The sequence below is a fragment of the Mesorhizobium sp. B2-3-4 genome, from assembly GCF_006442315.1.
GTDB lineage: Bacteria > Pseudomonadota > Alphaproteobacteria > Rhizobiales > Rhizobiaceae > Mesorhizobium.
This window is the reverse complement of record NZ_VFVY01000007.1, coordinates 130,156-148,974: the sequence shown is the minus strand read 5'-3', so window position 1 is coordinate 148,974 and position 18,819 is coordinate 130,156. Positions and strand designations below refer to the sequence as shown.

General features: G+C 64.4%; 20 protein-coding genes. 14 read left to right on the top strand and 6 right to left on the bottom strand.

All coding sequences use genetic code 11. The features are described 5' to 3' along the window. Window positions 1-22: 22 nt before the first annotated feature. A complete protein-coding gene (locus FJ967_RS13235) occupies window positions 23-1,252 on the bottom strand; it encodes an MFS transporter (RefSeq protein ID WP_140732239.1) in 1,230 nt (409 codons plus the stop codon). Between the two features lie 169 nt (window positions 1,253-1,421). Here FJ967_RS13235 and FJ967_RS13230 point away from each other — a divergent pair, with 169 nt between their 5' ends. After that, the gene (locus FJ967_RS13230; RefSeq protein WP_140732238.1) at window positions 1,422-1,712 is read left to right on the top strand and encodes a DUF3175 domain-containing protein; all 291 of its coding nucleotides are present in this window, start codon (window positions 1,422-1,424) and stop codon (window positions 1,710-1,712) included. A gap of 23 nt (window positions 1,713-1,735) precedes the next feature. On the opposite strand, the gene FJ967_RS13225 is transcribed toward FJ967_RS13230, so the two are convergent. Then, a complete protein-coding gene (locus FJ967_RS13225; RefSeq protein ID WP_140732236.1) occupies window positions 1,736-2,179 on the bottom strand; it encodes an SRPBCC family protein in 444 nt (147 codons plus the stop codon). Window positions 2,180-2,392: 213 nt separating this feature from the next. On the opposite strand from FJ967_RS13225, the gene FJ967_RS13220 reads away from it, so the two are divergent. Beyond that, window positions 2,393-3,184, top strand: coding sequence for a pyrroline-5-carboxylate reductase dimerization domain-containing protein (locus tag FJ967_RS13220; RefSeq protein ID WP_140732234.1), 792 nt, complete (start codon window positions 2,393-2,395; stop codon window positions 3,182-3,184). A 45-nt stretch (window positions 3,185-3,229) separates the two neighbouring features. On the opposite strand, the gene FJ967_RS13215 is transcribed toward FJ967_RS13220, so the two are convergent. Both FJ967_RS13215 and FJ967_RS13210 read right to left on the bottom strand, forming a co-directional pair. Beyond that, complete coding sequence (locus tag FJ967_RS13215) at window positions 3,230-4,006, bottom strand: FadR/GntR family transcriptional regulator (RefSeq protein WP_140732233.1); 777 nt, start codon at window positions 4,004-4,006, stop codon at window positions 3,230-3,232. A 101-nt stretch (window positions 4,007-4,107) separates the two neighbouring features. After that, the gene (locus tag FJ967_RS13210) at window positions 4,108-5,004 is read right to left on the bottom strand and encodes an NAD(P)-dependent oxidoreductase (protein WP_140732232.1); all 897 of its coding nucleotides are present in this window, start codon (window positions 5,002-5,004) and stop codon (window positions 4,108-4,110) included. 120 nt (window positions 5,005-5,124) lie between these two features. On the opposite strand from FJ967_RS13210, the gene FJ967_RS13205 reads away from it, so the two are divergent. Next, on the top strand, window positions 5,125-6,063 hold the full coding sequence (locus FJ967_RS13205; RefSeq protein WP_140732231.1) for an NAD(P)-dependent oxidoreductase: 939 nt from the start codon (window positions 5,125-5,127) through the stop codon (window positions 6,061-6,063). Window positions 6,064-6,079: 16 nt separating this feature from the next. On the opposite strand, the gene FJ967_RS13200 is transcribed toward FJ967_RS13205, so the two are convergent. Together FJ967_RS13200 and FJ967_RS13195 are read right to left on the bottom strand one after the other, a co-directional pair. After that, on the bottom strand, window positions 6,080-6,862 hold the full coding sequence (locus FJ967_RS13200; protein WP_140732229.1) for a FadR/GntR family transcriptional regulator: 783 nt from the start codon (window positions 6,860-6,862) through the stop codon (window positions 6,080-6,082). A 188-nt stretch (window positions 6,863-7,050) separates the two neighbouring features. Next, complete coding sequence (locus FJ967_RS13195) at window positions 7,051-8,040, bottom strand: sugar-binding protein (protein ID WP_140732227.1); 990 nt, start codon at window positions 8,038-8,040, stop codon at window positions 7,051-7,053. 449 nt (window positions 8,041-8,489) lie between these two features. On the opposite strand from FJ967_RS13195, the gene FJ967_RS13190 reads away from it, so the two are divergent. The 11 genes from FJ967_RS13190 to FJ967_RS13140 all read left to right on the top strand — a co-directional run bounded on the left by FJ967_RS13190 (window position 8,490) and on the right by FJ967_RS13140 (window position 18,777). Continuing rightward, window positions 8,490-9,233 (top strand): ATP-binding cassette domain-containing protein, encoded by a 744-nt coding sequence (locus FJ967_RS13190; protein WP_140732381.1) that lies wholly within the window; start codon window positions 8,490-8,492, stop codon window positions 9,231-9,233. Window positions 9,234-9,294: 61 nt separating this feature from the next. Beyond that, complete coding sequence (locus tag FJ967_RS13185; RefSeq protein ID WP_140732226.1) at window positions 9,295-10,293, top strand: ABC transporter permease; 999 nt, start codon at window positions 9,295-9,297, stop codon at window positions 10,291-10,293. 179 nt (window positions 10,294-10,472) lie between these two features. Then, entirely contained in the window at window positions 10,473-11,300 is an 828-nt protein-coding gene (locus FJ967_RS13180) for an AraC family transcriptional regulator (RefSeq protein ID WP_140732224.1), read from the top strand. A gap of 115 nt (window positions 11,301-11,415) precedes the next feature. After that, window positions 11,416-11,859, top strand: coding sequence for an SRPBCC family protein (locus tag FJ967_RS13175; protein WP_140732223.1), 444 nt, complete (start codon window positions 11,416-11,418; stop codon window positions 11,857-11,859). Window positions 11,860-11,870: 11 nt separating this feature from the next. Next, entirely contained in the window at window positions 11,871-12,665 is a 795-nt protein-coding gene (locus FJ967_RS13170) for an FAD binding domain-containing protein (protein WP_140732222.1), read from the top strand. A gap of 56 nt (window positions 12,666-12,721) precedes the next feature. Further along, entirely contained in the window at window positions 12,722-13,204 is a 483-nt protein-coding gene (locus FJ967_RS13165) for a (2Fe-2S)-binding protein (protein WP_140732221.1), read from the top strand. Window positions 13,205-13,330: 126 nt separating this feature from the next. Further along, the gene (locus FJ967_RS33965) at window positions 13,331-14,698 is read left to right on the top strand and encodes a xanthine dehydrogenase family protein molybdopterin-binding subunit (protein WP_140732220.1); all 1,368 of its coding nucleotides are present in this window, start codon (window positions 13,331-13,333) and stop codon (window positions 14,696-14,698) included. Window position 14,699: 1 nt separating this feature from the next. Next, window positions 14,700-15,701 carry a molybdopterin cofactor-binding domain-containing protein gene (locus FJ967_RS33960; protein WP_140732218.1) on the top strand — a complete coding sequence of 334 codons (1,002 nt, stop codon included), beginning with the start codon at window positions 14,700-14,702 and terminating at the stop codon, window positions 15,699-15,701. A gap of 9 nt (window positions 15,702-15,710) precedes the next feature. Further along, entirely contained in the window at window positions 15,711-16,592 is an 882-nt protein-coding gene (locus tag FJ967_RS13150) for a MoxR family ATPase (protein WP_140732217.1), read from the top strand. A gap of 182 nt (window positions 16,593-16,774) precedes the next feature. Next, window positions 16,775-17,893 carry a VWA domain-containing protein gene (locus tag FJ967_RS13145; RefSeq protein WP_140732215.1) on the top strand — a complete coding sequence of 373 codons (1,119 nt, stop codon included), beginning with the start codon at window positions 16,775-16,777 and terminating at the stop codon, window positions 17,891-17,893. Beyond that, window positions 17,893-18,777 (top strand): amidohydrolase, encoded by an 885-nt coding sequence (locus FJ967_RS13140; protein ID WP_181175835.1) that lies wholly within the window; start codon window positions 17,893-17,895, stop codon window positions 18,775-18,777. The genes FJ967_RS13145 and FJ967_RS13140 overlap by 1 nt, the downstream gene beginning before the upstream one ends. The last annotated feature ends 42 nt before the right edge of the window (window positions 18,778-18,819 follow it).

Below are 18,819 nucleotides of genomic sequence, written 5' to 3'. Positions count from 1 at the left end.
GCCAGCCGTGCCTGGCCTGGCCTCAAGCGGCCGCGGCAACTCTCTGCCTGGCCTTCCACATGAACAGGCCGATGGCCAGTATGTTCAGGAGGTTCCAGGCGATGCCGTTGAGGAACGCGGCCGCGTAGGAGCCGGTCAGGTCGTAGATCCAGCCCGACATCCAGCCGCCGATAGCCATGCCGAAGATCGTCGCCATCATGACGATGCCGATGCGCTGGCCGGCCTCCTTGGCCGGAAGGTATTCGCGCACGATGATCGCATAGCAAGGCACGATGCCGCCTTGCGACAGGCCGAAGACCAGCGACACGACATAGAGCGAGGCGAGCCCGTCGAACGGGATATAGAACAGCAAGGACAGGCATTGCAGCACCGAGCCGATAATCAGGGTTCTGACGCCGCCGATGCGATCGGCGACAAAGCCCGAGGCAAGGCGGCTGACGACGCCCGCCGCCATCATGATCGACAGCATGTCCGCGCCATGCGCCATGCCGTAGCCGAGATCCATGCAATAGGCGACGATATGCACTTGCGGCATCGACATCGCCACGCAGCAGCCGAGACCGGCGACCACCAGCAGCACCTGCATGGCCGCCGGCGACATCGCAAGTGACTGTACGGATCGGCTGCCGGGTGAGCCGGCGACCGCCGCTTCCGGAACCCCACGCCGCAGCAACAGCACCAGCGGCACCATGGTGACCAGGCAGAAAATGCCGATGGCGGCATAGGTGAAGCGCCAGCCTTCCGCCTTGATCAGCGTCGGCATGATCGTCGGCCAGATGGCTCCGGCGAGATAATTGCCGGCGGCCGCCGCGGTGACGGCCACGCCGCGCCGGCGATTGAACCAGTGCGAGATGTCGGCGATCAATGGTCCGAAGATAACCGATGTGCCAAGACCGATCAGCACCCCCTGGGCAAGGGTGAATTGCAGGATCGAGGTCGACAGCGCCGCGAGCAGGAGGCCGGCGGAGAGCGCTATCGAAGAGATCAGCGCCGGAATCCAGTAGCCCATGCGGTCGATGGCACGGCCAACCAGAACATTGCCGGCGGCAAAGCCCACCATGGTCGCGGTGTAGGGCATGGATGCGGCAGCGCGGTCGACGCCGAACTCGGCCTGCACCGCCGGCAGCACCACGACGACAGCCCACATGCCGACAGCGCCGATCGTTGCCAGCAGCATCGAGATGGCCAGCCGCATCCAGGCGTAGGAACTGTCGATGCCGGGACTGGGCCGGCTCAAATCGGTTCGGGTCAAAGGCGTTTCCTGTCGGCGGCTTCAGCCGCTGCTGTTTTGGCTACTATCGACGCATTCGCGGAACACTGCAGCGCCACAGCGTGCAAATCCGTGGCTCCAGAACGACCACGAAGGGGAACCGACGCCAGTATCTGGAGTTTCCGCTCAACAGCCGCAAAGGAGACCAGCCATGACCGCAGCCACACAAAAATGGTCGGCCGGGGTGACCGAGCACAGCGATGCGATGGATCTCGAGGAGCATATCTTTGAGTCCGGCGACGCCAGGAAGATTGCCGCCTCGCTCAAGCGATCGGCCGAACACAGCCACCGCCGCAAGGCCGAACCCTTCCAGTCCGCCATGTCGATGCTGAATTTCTACATCAACCGGGCCGGCAAGAACCTGCTGGCAAAGCAGAAGAAGGTGCTCGAGGACGCCAAGGACGAATTGCGCGAGGCGTTTGGCCGCCCGAGGGAGGACTAGCCTCCCTCGCCCGCCATCGGCGCCTATTGGTTGATCTCGGGCTCGACCAGCTTGGCCAGGTTCCTCAGCGATTCCTGCCAGCCGAGATAGCAGGCTTCCGCGGGAATGACGTCAGGAATGCCGGCCTGGGTGATGTTCACTTCGGTGCCGACGGACACTTTCTTCAGCGTCACGGTCACCTCGATCTGGCCCGGCAAATTGGGGTCGTCGAACCTGTCTGTGTAGCGCAGGAGCTCGCCTGGAACGAGCTCGACATATTCGCCGCCGAAAGAGTGGCTGTCACCGGTGGTGAAGTTGCGGAACGACATCTTGAACGTACCGCCGACCTTGCCTTCCAGATGATGGACCGTGCAGGTGAAGCCGTTTGGCGGAAGCCATTTGGCAAGCGCGTCGGCCTCGAGGAACGCGCGGTAGACCTTCTGCGGGCTGGTGGTCAGAACGCGATGCAGACGAACGGTGCTGGGCATTTTCCTTACTCCTTTTGGTCCTCTTCGATGTCCCAAGGACGGGCATCACACAGCCGATCCGACACAGGCCCTCGAATTTTGTTGAGATGGCGGCCCGATTGCTTCGACAGCCGGCCAAAAACAGACCAACGCCGCCAGCCATTCGAGGTTGCGTCGCGCACTGGACAAGGATCGCGGCCTTCCTCACCTTGGCGCCAACAAAAGGAGGCATACATGAACGCTTCGATCAGGCTCGGCATTGTCGGTGGCGCGGGCTGGCTGGGCGGCGCGATTGTCGGGGCGGCTCTTGCGGCTGGCGTGGTCCGCGCGGAAAACCTCACGCTATCCTACCGGCGCGCGAAACCGCCACGCTTCCCCGGCGCCTTCTGGACAGACGACAACCAGGCGCTCGCCGACCGCTGCGATGTCATCCTGCTGTCGGTGCGGCCCGAAGACTGGCCGTCCCTGGCTGTCGACGCCAAGGGCAAACTGGTGGTTTCGGTGATGGCCGGCATCCGTCTTGCCGACATCGCCGGGAAGCATGCGACCTCAAGGGTGGTGCGCTCGCTGCCCAACGCGGCCGCCGAGGTGGCAAGGTCCTATACGCCGTGGATCGCAAGCGGCGGCACCTCCGAGGCGGACCGCGCCGTCGTGCGCGCGATCTTCGACGCCTGCGGGATACAGGACGAGGTCGGCAGCGAACGCGACATCGACTACCTGACCGGACTTGCCGGCTCCGGCCCGGCCTTCCCTGCCCTGCTGGCGGAGGCGATGCGCCGCGACGCGGTTGCCTTCGGCCTCTCGCCCGATGTCGCGCAGCGCGCCGTCAACACGCTGCTCGCGGGCACCGGCCGGCTGCTTGAACTGCGGGACGCCTCTCCGGCCGATACGGTCGAAGCCTTCCTCGACTATCGCGGCACCACCGCGGCCGCGATCGAGACGATGCGCGAAGCCGGTTTCGACGAGGCGGTGGCAAAGGGTCTGGCCGCGGCTTTCCGCAAATCCATCGCCATGGGCAAGGCGTGAGCCACGCGGCGGCAACACCTGCGCCAAACGGAGATGTCGCGAAATCTATCGCGACCGGATGACGTTGTCGGTATTGGCCAGGAGCTTTCGCACGGCATTGCGCGCCGCGTCCGGCCGTTTCAGGCGGATGTTCTTCTCGATCGCCTCGTGCATCTTCTGCGCCAGTTGCAGATCGTCGAGCTCCCGGGTCGTGTAGGTGAACAGGTGATCGAAGGCGGATTCGATCAACACGCCGAGCGGCACCAGCAGGTCATTGCCGGAAGCACGCAGGATTGCGAGGTGGAAGCGGGTGTCGGCGCGGGTGCGTTCCTGCAGGCTGGTCGCCTCACCCATCTCCCGGCAGGCCTGGCTGATCTCGGCCATCTGCTCCTCGGTCCGCCGCATGGCGGCGAAGGCGGTCGCTTCCGGCTCGATGATGTGGCGGAATTCCTGGACCGTCCTCAGGAACACTTCGCGGTCCGGCGACGTCGCGTACCAGGCGAGCACGTCCCGGTCAAGCAGGTTCCACCGCTCCTTCGGTTCGACCCAGCTGCCGATCTTGGGACGGGATGCCAACAGGCTCTTGGCCATCAGCATCTTGATCGCCTCGCGCACCGCCGAGCGGCTGACGCTGAAGGTCTCCGACCATTTGGCTTCGTTGGGCAGGATGGTGCCTGGCGGATAGTCGCCGCGCACGATCCTGAGCCCGATCTCGCTGGCCAGCGACGTGTGCACGCTGGCGCCGGGAATGCGCGCCGCGTCGGGCCGGCGAACGCCGGCCTGGCGCTCGGCGGCTACAGCCTTTTTGGGCGATTTTTCCTTGTTCGGCTTCGCGTCCCGCATGAGTTCCAGAAAGGCCGGTTTAAGGAAGCTGTCAAGCGCGGTGCGGTCGTTGGGCGCCAAAGCCCCGGGCTATGCACAACCCAACGACGATTCGACCATGGTCAGGCGGTCTTGACGTATTTGCGCCAGCTGTGTTCCGGGCGGAAGCCGAGCAGGTCACGTGCCTTGCGGTTCGACAGCAGCGTCTCGTATTCGCCGAGCTCCTCCTTGACCGGCACGCTGGGATAGAACCGCTTGAGGAGTTCGGCCGTCGGCAGGTCCGACGAGGTGTCGTCATTGGCGGCATTGAACACCTGGTAGCCGAGCCCGTCCTTCTCGACCGCGCGCAGCGTGATCTGGCCAAGGTCGCGCGCGTCGATATAACTCCAGGCGATGCGCTTGCGGAATCCGGGATCCGCGAACCATTTCGGAAACAGCGAATATTCATGCGGCTCGATGACGTTGCCGATGCGAAGTGCGTAGATGTCGGTGCCGTTGCGCTGCGCGAAGGCGCGCGCGGTCTGCTCGTTGACGATCTTGGACAGCGCGTAGCTGTCCATCGGATCGACGTCATACGCCTCGTCGAGCGGGAAATATCTGGGATCGCGCGGCTCATTGGCGAAGACAAGGCCGTAGGTCGTTTCGCTGGAGGCAATGATCACCTTGCGGATGCCGAGCTTCACCGCCGCCTCGATGACATTGTAGGTGCCCATCGCATTGATGCGGAACACTTCGTTGTCGGGGGTGATCATGATGCGTGGAATGGCGGCGAAATGCACCACGGCGTCCACCGGCTGCGGGCGCAGCGACGGATCGAATTCGTGCAGGCCCATATAGCTCGACAGCGCGTTGAACACCTGGCCGCTGTCGGTGATGTCGGTGATCAGCGTGCGCACCTTGGGATTGTCGAGCGGCCTGGTGTCGATGTTGAGCACCTGGCAGCCCTGCTCCACCAGATATTGCACGACGTGGCGCCCAGCCTTGCCGCTGCCGCCGGTAAACATGATCCGCTTCGTCATTCCTGGTCTCCACGAAAATCCCTGGGATTTGCGTCTATTGTCAGACAATATTGCTTTCCGCAACCGTCTATGGCTAAAACAGCGCCGAGATTATCGATAATCGTAAACAGGACAGGCAGCATGAACACGACCGCAACCCACGAAAAAATCGGCTTTGTCGGCCTCGGCCTGATGGGTCACGGCATCGCCAGGAACATCGTCGACAAGGGCTATCCCCTCACTTTCCTCGGCCGTAAGAACCGCAAACCGGCGGAAGATATGCTTGGCCGGGGCGCCAAGGAGGCGGCGACCGCGCGCGACGTGGCGGCGGCATCCGATATCGTCTTCATCTGCGTCACCGGCTCGCGCGAGGTTGAAGCCATCATCCGCGGCCCCGGCGGCCTCAAGGAGGGTTTGAAAAAGGGTTCGGTCGTCGTCGACTGCTCAACCTCCGACCCGGTCTCGACGGTGGCGCTTGCGGCCGAATTGAAGGAGATCGGCGTCGACTTTGTCGATGCACCGCTGAGCCGCACGCCCAAGGAGGCCTGGGAAGGCACGCTCGACGCCATGGTCGGCGCGCCCGATGCCGTCTTCGCCAGGGTCAAGCCGGTGATCGAGACCTGGGCCGGCCGCATCGTCCATATCGGCGACACCGGCGACGGCCACCGCATGAAGCTGCTCAACAATTTCATCTCGCTGGGCTATGCGGCCATCTATTCCGAGGCATTGGCGCTGGCCGAGAAGGTCGGCATCTCGCCGCCGCGCTTCGACAGCGTCATCCGCAACGGCCGCATGGATTGCGGCTTCTACCAGACCTTCATGCGCTGGACCCTGGAAGGCGACCGCGACGCCCACAAATTCACCATCGCCAATGCCTTCAAGGACCTGACTTATCTGGAATCGATGGCAGGGGCGGCCGGCATCGCCAACCCGCTCGGCAACGCCACCAAGAATTCATTCGCCGGGGCGCACGCCACCGGACCGGCCGAGCAGTTCGTGCCGATGCTGGCGACCCATATCGCCAAGGTGAACGGCATCGATCTGATGCCGATGAAGGATGGCAAGAAACAGACCATCTGACGCCCGAGCGGCCGACCTACCGCCGCGACCGTTCGATCACTTCGTCGGTGTTGGCGAGCAATTTATGCACCGCGCTCCTGGCGGCGGCCGGCCGCTGCAGGCGGATGTTCTTCTCGATCGCCTCATGCAGCGCCTGCGCGCGCCGCTGGTCGCTGTGCTCGCGCGTGACGAAGACGAAGAGATGGTCGAGCGCGGACTCGATCAGGACGCCGAGCGGCACCAGCAGATCGTTGCCGGAGGCCCTGAGGATGGCGAGGTGGAAGCGCGTATCGGCGCGCGTGCGCTCCTGCAGGTTTGTCGCCGCGCCCATCTCGCGACAGGCCTGGCTGATCTCGGCCATCTGCTCGCCGCTGCGCCGGATGGCGGCGAAGGCGGATGCTTCCGGCTCGATGATATGGCGAAATTCCTGCACGGTGCGCAGGAACACCTCGCGGTCCGGCGAGGTCGCGTACCAGGCAAGCACATCGCGGTCGAGCAGGTTCCAGCGTTCCCGGGGTTCGACCCAGCTGCCGATCTTGGGACGCGATGCCAAAAGGCTCTTGGCCATTAGCATCTTGATCGCCTCGCGCACCGCCGATCGGCTGACGTTGAAGGTTTCCGACCATTTGGCCTCATTGGGCAGGATGGTGCCGGGCGGGTAGTCGCCGCGCACGATCCTGAGGCCGATCTCGCCGGCCAGCGAAGCATGCACGCTCGATCCCGGATTCCACGCCATATCGGGCCGGCGAACCGTGGCGGCGGGCGGGCTGGGCGGCATTTCGGCCGCGGCGGATCGCTTTGTGGGCTTGTCGTCCGGCATCTTCGTTCCGGCGTCGGCAATCTTGTCTCGCAGGCCGTTCGACTGTCCGCCCCGCTGTTGTCCATGCCGCATGGCAAGACGCACGGGCACGTCAAGCCGGAGCCTGCTGGCCCGACAAGGCTGCCTTGTCCTTATCCCTGAGGGAAGTGATGGGGCGCCCTTCGAAAAGGACGCCCCGATAGTGCGAGCTACTTCTGGATGCAGGTGTCGACCGTGTCCTTGGTGCATTCGTCGAGGCCGGTGAAGACCGGATCGTCGACCTTCTTGCCCTCGATCAGGTCGATCATCACCGACGGTGCCTTGTAGCCCATTTCGAAGGGCCGCTGGCCGACCAGCGCGGTGACGAGGCCATCCCTGGCGATCGCCACCTCGTCGCCGATCGTGTCGGCGGCGCCGATGACGAAGTCGTTCTTGGCCAGCCGGTCCTTCAACGGTCCGACCAGGTCGCGATAGGGCTGCGGGGCGCCGAACAGCGGCCAGCCGCCCATGATGCCGAACGCATCGAGCTTGGGGTTGGCGGCGAGGATGTCGGTCATCGCCTGCACGCCCTTGGCGCCGTCGTCATTAGTGAACACCGGGCAGCCGGCGACTTCCGTCCAGCCGCCTTCGCCGGCCAGTGCCGCGAGGCCTTCCTTGCCGGTCAGCGCGTCGCGCATGCCTTGCGCGCGGCGCAGGATGTTGTCGGCTGCCGGATTGCCCTCGATGGTGCAGATCGTGCCGCCATTCGGCTTGGCCTTCTTGATGTACTCGCCGATCTTCTTGCCCATCAGGTAGTTGTCGGTGCCGAGATAGGTCTTGCGCAGGGCTGCGTCTTCCTTGGTGAGATCGGCGTCGACGGTCATGATCGGGATCGTCGGATTGGCGGTCTTGAGCGTCTGCGCAATCAGCGGCGCATTGGACGGCGAGATCGCCACCGCCGCCGTGTCCGGCTTGCTCAGCACGTCTTGCAGGATCTGCGCTTCGCCGGCCTCATCGGAAGTCGAGGCCGGACCTGTGTAGAAGCATGCATATTCCGAGCTGGCATTCTCCTTGTTCCACTTCTCGCAACCCTGGTGGATGGCCTCGAAGAACGGATTGTCGAGACCTTTCACCACGATGACGAGTTGCTTCTTGGCCAGAGCCGGCCCGGCGCCCAGCGCCATGGCGGCGACGGCGGCGAGCAAAACTGTTTTCCTCATGTCAGTCCTCCCTTGGAAACAGACGGACACGGCGTGCCCGCCACACAGACCGGCCCGGATCCGAGATGACGAAGGCGCGAGCGCTCTTGCCATCATGGCGGGACGATAAGCATTTATCAGACGCGATCGCCCGGCTATTCGCCGGCACCACCGCCAGTTCCATGCCGGCAGCCGTTGACGACGGCCGACACATCTTCCTCCAACATGCAGCTAAGTACGGCAGGCGGCCGACGTCAATTGCTATTTGTCCTACAAAACGGATTTTTCAAAATGCAATGGCACTATTCGTCTGACAAATCGCAGGTTCTCGCCTACACGACAATTGACGCCCGGGCGGGCTTTTGCGTAGATGACGACGTTGCTGTCTCAGGGAGGAGCCGGGGGAGCGACTGTAGAAAGCCATTGTCCATTGTTCGGGCGCATGGCAGGGCATGGGAGGCAGCAGGCTGGTGGCGGTTCTCGAACTCACCAACATCTCGAAGCATTTCGGCGCCATCCAGGCGGTCAACGACGTATCCCTGTCGATCGAGCCCGGACAGGTCGTCGGCCTGATGGGCGACAATGGCGCCGGCAAGTCGACGCTGGTCAAGATGATTGCCGGCAATTTCCACCCGAGCCATGGCATCATGCGCATGGACGGCAAGGAGCTGTTGCTGAACAAGCCGGCGGAAGCCCGCCAGCACGGCATCGAGATCGTCCATCAGGATCTCGCGCTCTGCAACAATCTGACGGCCGCCGCCAATGTCTATCTCGGCCGCGAGCTGCGCCGCGGCGTCGGTCCGTTCCGCATCCTCGACTACGCGGCCATGTACAAACGTGCCGGCCAGCTTTTCGCCGAACTGAAGTCCGAGACCCGCCCGCGCGACCTGGTCAAACAGATGTCTGGCGGCCAGCGCCAGGCGGTGGCGATCGCCCGCACCATGCTGTCGCAGGCCAAGATCGTGCTGATGGACGAGCCGACCGCCGCAATCTCGGTGCGGCAGGTCGCCGAAGTCCTGAACCTCATCCGCCATCTGCGCGACCAGGGCATCGCGGTCGTCCTGATCAGCCACCGCATGCCCGACGTCTTCGACGTCGCCGACCGCGTCATCGTCATGCGGCGCGGCAGGAAGGTCGCCGACAAGACAATCGCGTCGAGTTCGCCCGAGGAAGTCACCGGACTGATCACCGGCGCCATCGAGCAGGCGGCATGAGAGCGGCAAAACCGGGTTTCATTGCGCTGGCGCGCTTCGCTGCCGGCAGGAAAGGTCGATAATGGCAGTCACTCTTGACCAGACGATCGCGCAGAAGCAGCACACCTTCCTCTCGCGGCTGTTCTCCACCCAGACCTTCTGGGTGGTGATCGCCGTCATCCTCGCCTGCATTTTCCTGTCCTTCGCCACCGACGCCTTCGCCACATCGAAAAATCTCTACAACATCACGCGCAACGTCACCTTCGTCGCCATCGTCGCGCTCGGCATGACCTTCGTCATCATCACCGGCGGCATCGACCTGTCGGTCGGCTCGGTGCTGTGCCTGTCGTCGATGGTGCTGGCGGTGACCATGCATGCCGGCTACTCGATCGAAATCGGCATCCTCGCCTCGATCGTCACAGCGCTGGCCATCGGCGCCTTCAACGGCATATTCATCGCCTATCTCGGCTTTCCGCCCTTCGTGGTAACGCTCGGCATGCTGTCGATTGCCCGTAGCCTGGCCATGGTCGCCTCCAACAACACCGTGGTCTTCCAGTTCGGCCCCGACCATGACAAGCTTCTGGCGCTCGGCGGCGGCGCCTGGCTGTTCGGCATCGCCAATCCGGTTCTCTACATGATCATCCTGGCGCTGATCACCGGTTTCGTGCTGCGCTGGACCAAGTTCGGCCGCCATATCTTCGCCATTGGCGGCAACGAGCACGCCGCGACGCTGACCGGCGTTCCGGTGAAGCAGATCAAGGTCGCCGTCTACATGATCTCGGCGCTGTCGGCCGGCATTGCCGGCATCATCCAGACCGGCTGGCTGGGCGCCGTCACCACCAATCTCGGCAACGGCATGGAACTGCAGGTGATCGCCGCGACCGTCATCGGCGGCGCCGACCTCGCCGGCGGTGTCGGCACCGCCTTCGGCGCCATCGTCGGCGCGGCGCTGATCGAGGTGATCCGCAACAGCCTCGGCCTGCTCGGCATCAACGCCTTCTGGCAAGGCACCTTCATCGGCGGCGCCATCCTGCTGGCGGTGCTGTTCGACCGCATCCGCAATTTCAGGCGCAGCGACTGAGGGGTTGTCGTTTGCCGAAGCGCTATTCGTTCTGGTTCCTATCGCTCAGTCTGAAAATCGGCTGAAGCCCAGAGCCCTGGGGACCGGCCAATGGTCGATCCCTTGACGGATACCGAAAACCCACCGCACAATCCCAATGCAAGCGAAGGGAGGCCAGTCGCTTGCGGGAGGATATACCTATGACGGAAGCGATCAGGCTCTACTGGGGCCGGTTCGGACATGTTTCTGTCCTGAATGTCGCGAGCGACTTCGTCACCCATGCCCATGTCGAGGCACATCTGATCATCTGGCTCGAAGGCACGGCCGGCGAGATGACCATCGGCCGCGAGACGGTCCGGCTCGGACCGGGGACCGCCGCCGGCATCAATTCGCTGCAGCCGCACAGCCATGTGCTCTCGCAGGAAGGCAGGCCAGGCCTTTTCCTCGCCTTCTACATCGATCCGGACTGGGCGCGCCGCCGCCGCGACCTGCCGTCCAGTGCGCCGCTGTTCTCGCAGGCGGCAATCGCGCTCGAGCCGTGGCTGCATCAGGCCGCCGCCGGCCTGCTCGACCATCTCACCGACAATGAAAGCGTCGACGATGTCGCCAACTACGAGATCGAGCGCTTCATCGATTCCGTGCTCGATGCCGCCGACGCCTCGGCGCCGCAGGAGCTACGCGCGCGCATAAGCACCATGCAGGATTTCCGCGTCCGCAAGGCGATCCAGCTGATGAAAGCCAATGTCTGCGAGCGCATCTCCTTCGACGACGTGGCACGCGCCGTCGGCCTGTCGAGGCCGCATTTCTTTGCCCTGTTCAAGGAACAGACAAATCTGACGCCCAATGTCTACTGGAACACGCTACGCATGGAAGAGGCGGTGCGGCAGCTGCAATGGTCGCAGGAACCGCTGATCTCCGTCGCCTGCAATCTCGGCTTCACGACGCAAGGCAATTTCTCGCGCTTCTTCCGCGACCATGTCGGCGTGCCGCCGACGCTCTATCGCGAAGCGGCACGGGCAACGGCCTGAACCGGCGGACATCTGTTTTTCAGACTGCTTGATACAGGCTCAAGACGCATTGATAAGCGCTGCCCGGTCCAGCGCCCTACCCTTGCCGCAACGGTCATCCGCAAGGGAACATCACATGCCCAAAGTCACCATCTCCAGCGTCATCGACGCGCCGGTCGAAAAAGTCTGGGCGCGCATACGCGACTTCAACGGCCTGCCGGGCTGGCACCCACGCATGGTGGAGAGCCATATCGAGGACGGCAAGGATGCCGGCACGATCGGCTGCGTGCGCAACTTCCAGCTCGTCAGCGGCGCCCGGCTGCGCGAAAAACTGCTCGACTTTTCCGATAGTGATTTCCTGGTCAGCTATTCCATCCTGGAGACGCCCCAGCCACTCACCAACCACAAGGCGACGCTGCAGCTCAGGCGCGTCACAGACGGCGATCGCACCTATGCCGAATGGACCGCCAGCTTCGACGCCGCCCCCGAGGACGCGGACAAGCTCGCCGAGGGCATGGGCACCAATGTCTTCCAGGGCGGCTTCAACGCCCTGAAAAACCATTTCGCCGGCCAGGACTGAAGGAGCGGGCCATGGCGTTGGCGCTGCAGACTTTTGCAACGGTAAAGGACGCGAATGCCGCGCTGAAGTCCGCCGGTACGCGCTATCTCGGCGGCGGCACGCTGGTGGTCCGCGCGGCCAATGAAGGCGACGTCTCGGTCTCCGGCCTTGTCAGGTCGACCGACCCTGCCCTGTCGGCCATCGGGGTCGGCGCCGGCAAGGTTCGCATCGGCGCCTCGGTGACGATGGCGCAGATCGCCCGCCATCCCGACCTTGGCGCGCTTGCCGGGGCCGCACGAGCCGTCGGCGGCCCGGCGATCCGCAACATGGCGACCGTCGGCGGCAACCTGTTCGCGCCGGCGCCCTATGGCGACTTCACGGTAGCGTTGCTGGCGCTCGATGCGACGGTCGCCACAGATGACGGCGAAAGCCCCCTCGAGACCTTCCTGTCCAGGCGGGGCGACAGCCCTGCCATCGTCACATCGGTCAGCTTCACGCTTCCGAAGGCCGGCGGCCTCCGCTTCCTCAAAGTGTCGCGGGTCAAACCCAAGGGGGTTTCGGTGCTCAGCATCGCCGTCGTTCTGGAGCAGGCTGGAGATGGGACAGTGTCCTCGGCGCGGATCGCGCTCGGCTGCATGGCCGATCGGCCGGTGCGTGCCAGGGCGGCGGAAAAAGCGCTCGAGGGAAAGACGCTCGACCAGGACGGCATCGCGGCCGCGCTGGTCGTCGCCACCGAAGGGGCCGCGCCAATCACCGACCCCATCGCCAGCGCCTGGTACCGCGCTGAGGTCCTGCCGGTCCATCTCGGCCGGCTGCTGCTCAGCTAATCACATGTCGGGGGGCGCGCGCTTGCCCTGCGGGGCAGGCGCGCAAGGAGGAAAGAATGGCGAAGGTCCCGGTTCAGTTTACGCTCAACGGCTCCGAAAAGGCCGAATTCATCGACAGCGGTACCACGCTGCTTCATGCGCTTCGCGACAAGATCGGCGACACCTCGCCGAAAGGCGGCTGCCATCAAGGCACCTGCGGCGCCTGTTCCGTCATCGTCGACGGCGAACTCAGGCTTTCCTGTCTGACTTTGGCCGAAACCTGCAATGGCGCGACCATCACGACCACGTCGGGCCTTGCCGAAGGTGGTGTGCTGCACCCGCTGCAGCGCGCCTTCCTCGACACCTTCGCCACGCAATGCGGCTTCTGCACGCCGGGTATGATCATGGCCGCGAAGGTGCTGCTCGACCACACGCCCAATCCCAGTCGGGAGGACGTCGTGGAGGCGCTGTCGGGAAACATCTGCCGCTGCACCGGCTACGAGCCGATCATCCAGGCAGTGCTTACCGCCGCCCGCGGCAATTCGCAGAACGCGGCCTAGAGTCGGATGATTTCAGGTCTGTTCGACCTGAAATCTGAATCCGTCTCTAAATCAAAGAGATAGAGCATGATGTCGTCCGAAAACCGCTTCACACTTTTCGGCATCATGCTCTGAGGGGACGAAAGAATGAAACTGCGCAAGAGCTACTTCGCCGATGTCCGCAAGGACGATCTGCACGAGATCGGCCAGGCCCGGCCCCGCTCGGACTCGCCCGGCCATGTCACTGGCAAGACCGCCTTCTTCGCCGACCGCAATTTCCCCGGCATGCTGCATCTGAAGATGGTGCGCAGCCCCCATCATCACGCCCGCATCCGGTCGATCGACACCTCGGAAGCCGAGAAGCATCCGGGCGTGGTCCGCGTGCTGAGCGCCAAGGACGTGCCGCACAATGTCTACACCATACTGATCCTGATCCAGATCGGGCCCGAGGACGAGACGGTGCTGGCCGACGGCAAGGTGCGCTGGAAGGGCGAGGCCGTGGTGGCGGTGCTGGCTGAAACCGAACGCGCCGCGCAAGAAGCCGCCGCCAAGGTCAAGGTCGATTACGAGGTTTTGCCGGCCGTCTTCGACATGGAGGAAGCGCTGAAGCCCGGCGCGCCCATCGTCAACGAATATCACGGCCAGAACTACTATCTCTATGACAGCGGCGAGTGCCGCAAAGTGCGTTTCGGCGATGTCGAGGGGGGCTTCGCCGGCGCGGATCACATCCTCGAACAGAGCTATCAGTCTTCGCCCATCGAGCATGCGCCGACCGAAACAACCGGCTGCGTAGTGGCGCCGGAGGGCAATGACCGCTTCACCTGCTACACCAACACGCAGGCGATGTTCTTCACCCTCGACAACACCTCGATCATCCTGCAGATGCCTGGCTCGAAGCTGCATTTCGTCGGCGGCACCGTCGGCGGCGGCTTCGGCGGCAAGGTCGACGTCATCGTCGAGCCAATCGCGATCCTTGGCGCCAAACTAACCGGGCGACCGGTCTGTTTCATCTACAGCCGCGAGGAGGAGATGCAGATTTCCTCGCCGCGAGCCGCCGAAAAGGTGGTGATCAAGGACGGCGTCATGAAGGACGGCCGCATCGTCGCGCGCAAGGTGACCGGCTACACAGATGCCGGCGCGTATTCGCGCCATTCGCCTTACGGCGCGCAGAAGGGCGCCGGCCATTACCCCGGCCCCTACACGATCCCCAATGTCTGGATCGACACCTACTGCGTCTACACCAACCGCACCCCCTCCTCCGCCATGCGTGGCTTTGGCATCACCATCGGCGACTTCGCGCTGGAGGTGCAGATGGACAAGCTGGCGCGGCTGATCGGCATGGACCCGCTCGAATTCCGTTTCATCAACGCCTACCGCGACGGCGACATGAAGGCGCATCGCCAGCCGACGGAAGGGGCAGCACTCATCGAATGCATGCAGGAGGCCGCGCGCGCCGCCAGCTGGCCGGTGGCGGAGAAATACATGGCGATGTCCTCCTACAAGAAAGGAGCCTGAGATGGCGATCCGGCGTGGACGCGGCGTTGCCGCGATCAACTACCCCACCGGCATGAACCTCGGCGGCGACCCCACCCAGGCGCTGGTCCACTCGACCCCGACCGGCAATTTCATGGTGACGCTGTCATCGGTCGATCTCGGCCAGGGCATGAAGCAGATCATGGCGCAGATCTGCGCCGAGACCATCGGCGTGCCGACCGACTGCGTCGTCGTCGACACAGCAGACACCGACACCGGCCCGCATTGCATGGGCACCTTCGCCTCGCGCGGCACCCACCGCGCCGGCAATGCCGTCATCCAGGCCGCCAAGGAAGCGCGCCAGGTGATGCTGGAAGTGGCGGCCGAGGAGTTGGAGGTGAATGCCTCCGATCTCGAAACCGACGGCCAGGGCAACATACTGGTCAAGGGCGCGCCGCAAAAGTCGATCTCGATCTTCGATGTCGCGCTGTCGGCGCATTTCAAGCGTGGCCGTTCTATCTCGGGCCGTGGCATGTTCCTGATCCCGCGCTCCTATCCCGAAAAGGAAACCGGCGCGATGAAACCCTCGACCTGCTATGCCCATGCCTGCACGGTGGCCGAGGTCGAGGTCGACGACGAAACCGGCGAGGTTACGGTGCTCACCGTGAAGAACGTCTTCGAGATCGGCCGCGCGCTCAACCCGAAGATGGTCGAGCAACAGCTCGTCGGCGGTTCCTGGATGGGAATCAGCCACGCGCTCTACGAAACGACCGAGCCCTATTATCCCAACCGCGACCATGGCGGCACCGACTTCAACCAGTATCTGATGCCCGGCCCAGGCGATCTCGCCGAAACCGAGATCATCGTTCTGGAGCGGCCTTCGGCCGACGGGCCGTATGGCGCCAAGGGTCCGGGCGAGATGTGCGCCAACCCGCAAATCCCCGCGGTCGCCAATGCCGTCTTCGACGCCGTCGGCGTACGCGTCGACACGCTGCCCATCACGCCGGAGCGCATCTTGCGCGCGCTGAAGGCGCAAGCGAACTGAGTGGTCGAAATGGCTGATGGAAATGTCGAAGCCGTCGCGACCTCCCCGGAGGCGGTAGCGCGGCACCTTGCCGCCTCGCGCTATCTTGCCGACGACAGCCTTGCCACCGCCATCTTTCTCGCGATCCGGCTCGGCAAACCGCTGCTGCTCGAAGGCGCGCCGGGCGTCGGCAAGACGGAAGCGGCCAAGGCGATCGCCGAACTGCTCGGCCGCGATCTGGTGCGCCTGCAATGCTATGAAGGCATCGACGCCGCGCACGCGCTCTACGAATGGAACTACCAGCGTCAGTTGCTCGCCATCCGCCACGCCGGCGAACACGAGATCGACATCTATGACGACCGCTTCCTGATCGCGCGGCCGCTGCTGCAGGTTTTGCGGGCGCCGGAGCAGCGTGTGCTTCTGGTCGACGAGATCGATCGCTCCGACCATGAATTCGAGGCGCTGCTGCTCGAATTCCTGTCCGATTTCCAGATCAGCATCCCGGAGCGCGGCACCATCCGCGCCACCGCGCAGCCTATCGTCATCCTGACTTCGAATCGCACCCGCGAACTTGCCGAGGCGCTGCGCCGCCGCTGCGTCTACCACTGGATCGGCTATCCCGACGCCGGGCGCGAGGCCGCCATCATCATGCTTCGCGCCGGCGACGTGGCCGAGGCCACCGCGCAGGCCGTAGCATCAGCCGTACAAATGATCCGCGCCCGTCCGCTCGCCAAGCCGCCCGGCATTGCCGAGGCTGTCGAATGGGCCAACGCCGCGACCATCCTGGAAAAAGGCGGCAGCCCCTGGCCGGAAGCCTTCCGCCGCGCCATCGGTGTGCTGATCAAGGATGAGGAGGATTTGTCCTATATCGCGCCGGAGCTTGGGAGGATTGTCGAGGAGGCGCTGGGGTGATGAGCGGCATCAACGACCCCTTCTCCCCGTTTACGGGGAGAAGGGGCCCCGAAGGGGCGGATGAGGGGCAGCGCCACGCTGGGCAGAGCCCGGCGCCGCCCCTCACCTGCCTGCCGGCATCGGGGGTCGAGCCGCCGGTCTCGACCCGTCCTTCGGACCCCCGTAAACGGGGCGAGGAGAGCTTGCCCCGCGCCGCCCAACCCTTCCTCGGCTTCGCCTGCCTGCTGCGCCGCTACGGCTTCGCCATCGCCCCCGAACAAATCACAGGCTTCATGCAAGCAGTAACCCTGCTCGGCCCGCGCTCCATGAACGATATCCGCGAAGCAGCTCTCGCCACGCTGGCCCCGCCGCCCGACCGCCACACCGAATTCGAAGCCCATTTCCAGAGCTACTTTTACGGCAACACATCAATCAGGACTGAGGCAGAGGCGGACGAAGAAACCCGCGTCAAGGACGATGGCGGCGCCGACGACGAGCGGATCGAGGCCGAGCAAACCCGGGAAGGTGGCGAACTGTCCTCGGCGCTGGAGCAATTGAGCAGCCGCGACTTCCAGCGCGAGGACGACCGGCTGACCGCCTTTCGCCGCCAGCTGTCGAGCGCCCTGCCGGCGCGGCGCTCCTTCCGCACCGTGCGCACCCATTCGCGCGGCAAGCTCGACCTGCGCCGCTCGCTGCGCGAAATCGTCAGCGCCGATGGCGACGTGCCCTTCCCGCTGCTGCGCCGGCGCCAGACCGTGCCGCGCAAGCTGCTCATCCTGATCGACGTCTCCGGCTCGATGAAGCTGCACACGGCTGACTATCTCAAGCTGACGCATGCCGCCGTGCAAGGCGCCGACCGCGCCGAGATCTTCACCTTCGGCACGCGGCTTACCCGCATCACCTCGGCCCTGCGCCTGCGCGACCGCGATCAGGCGCTGGCGCGCGTGGCCGGCCAGGTCGACGATTGGGATGGCGGTACCCGCATGGGGCCGACGCTGCTCGCCTTTCTGTCGGTGCCGCGTTTCTCGTCTTTCGCGCGCGGCGCCGCAGTCGTCATCCTGTCCGACGCTCTGGAGCGCGGCGGCCATGCCGAACTGGAGACGGCCATGCGCCGGCTCAGCGCCCGTGCCTTCCGGCTGTCGCTGGCGACACCGCTTGCCGGCGACCCGCGCTTCCGCCCGGCAACGGCAGCGCTCAGCGCCATCCTGCCTTCGCTCGACGATCTCATCGACGGCTCGTCGGTCGGCAGCCTCACCGATTTCATCCTGTCGCTCGCCCGGCCCGCCCCGAGGGCCGCGGCCATCTGGAAAAGGGTATCGTGATGCAGAAAGCCATCGACGCGCATTTCCACATCTGGCGCCAAAAGGATCAGCCCTGGCTGGTCGGGCCGATGGTGCCGCGCATCTTCGGTCCTTACGAGCCGATCCGCCGCGATTATCCGATCACGGAATTCCTGGAAGACCAGAAGGGCTCCGGCGTCGAAAAAGCCGTCTATGTCCAGACCAACTGGGCCAAGGAGGATTTCGAGAAGGAAGTCGCCTTCCTGCAGACAACGGCTGACGAGACCGGCTGGCCGCACGCCATTGTCGGCTATGCCGATATGACGGTCGACGATGTCAGGCCCCAGATCGACCGGCTGATGAAATACAGGCTGCTGCGCGGCGTGCGCATGCAGTTGCACTGGCACCAGACTCCGGCCTTCCGCTTCGCCGCCTCGGCCGATCAGGTCATCGATCCCAAGGTACGGGCCAATGTCGCCAGGCTGAAGGATTACGGCCTGTCCTTCGACCTGCAGCTCTTCCCCGCCCAGATGAAGGACGGGCTGACGCTGGTTGGCGAAAACCCCGAGACCAACTTCATCCTCACCCACGCCGGCATGCTGACCGGCACGGAGCCGGAAACCACGAAGGCGTGGAAAGCCGGCCTGCGCACGCTGTCGGCCGCGCCCAATTTCTACGCCAAGCTGTCCGGTCTCGGCACTTTCGTCCACCGCAACGACCCGGCCCTGATCGCCTATATCGTCGACAACGCGATCGACATTCTGGGTTCGGACCGCCTGATGTTCGGCTCGAACTTCCCGATCGAGAAGCTGTGGACCAGCCACGCCGAGCTTGCCGGGGCTCACCGAACGGCTGTGGCAAAGCACGGTGCGGCCGCCGAGGCCGATATTTTCTGGAACACAGCGGAAAAGGTCTATCGGCTCTGAGCGGGCCTGCGGTTTACGCAGGAGTGCGGAATTCCGCTCCTA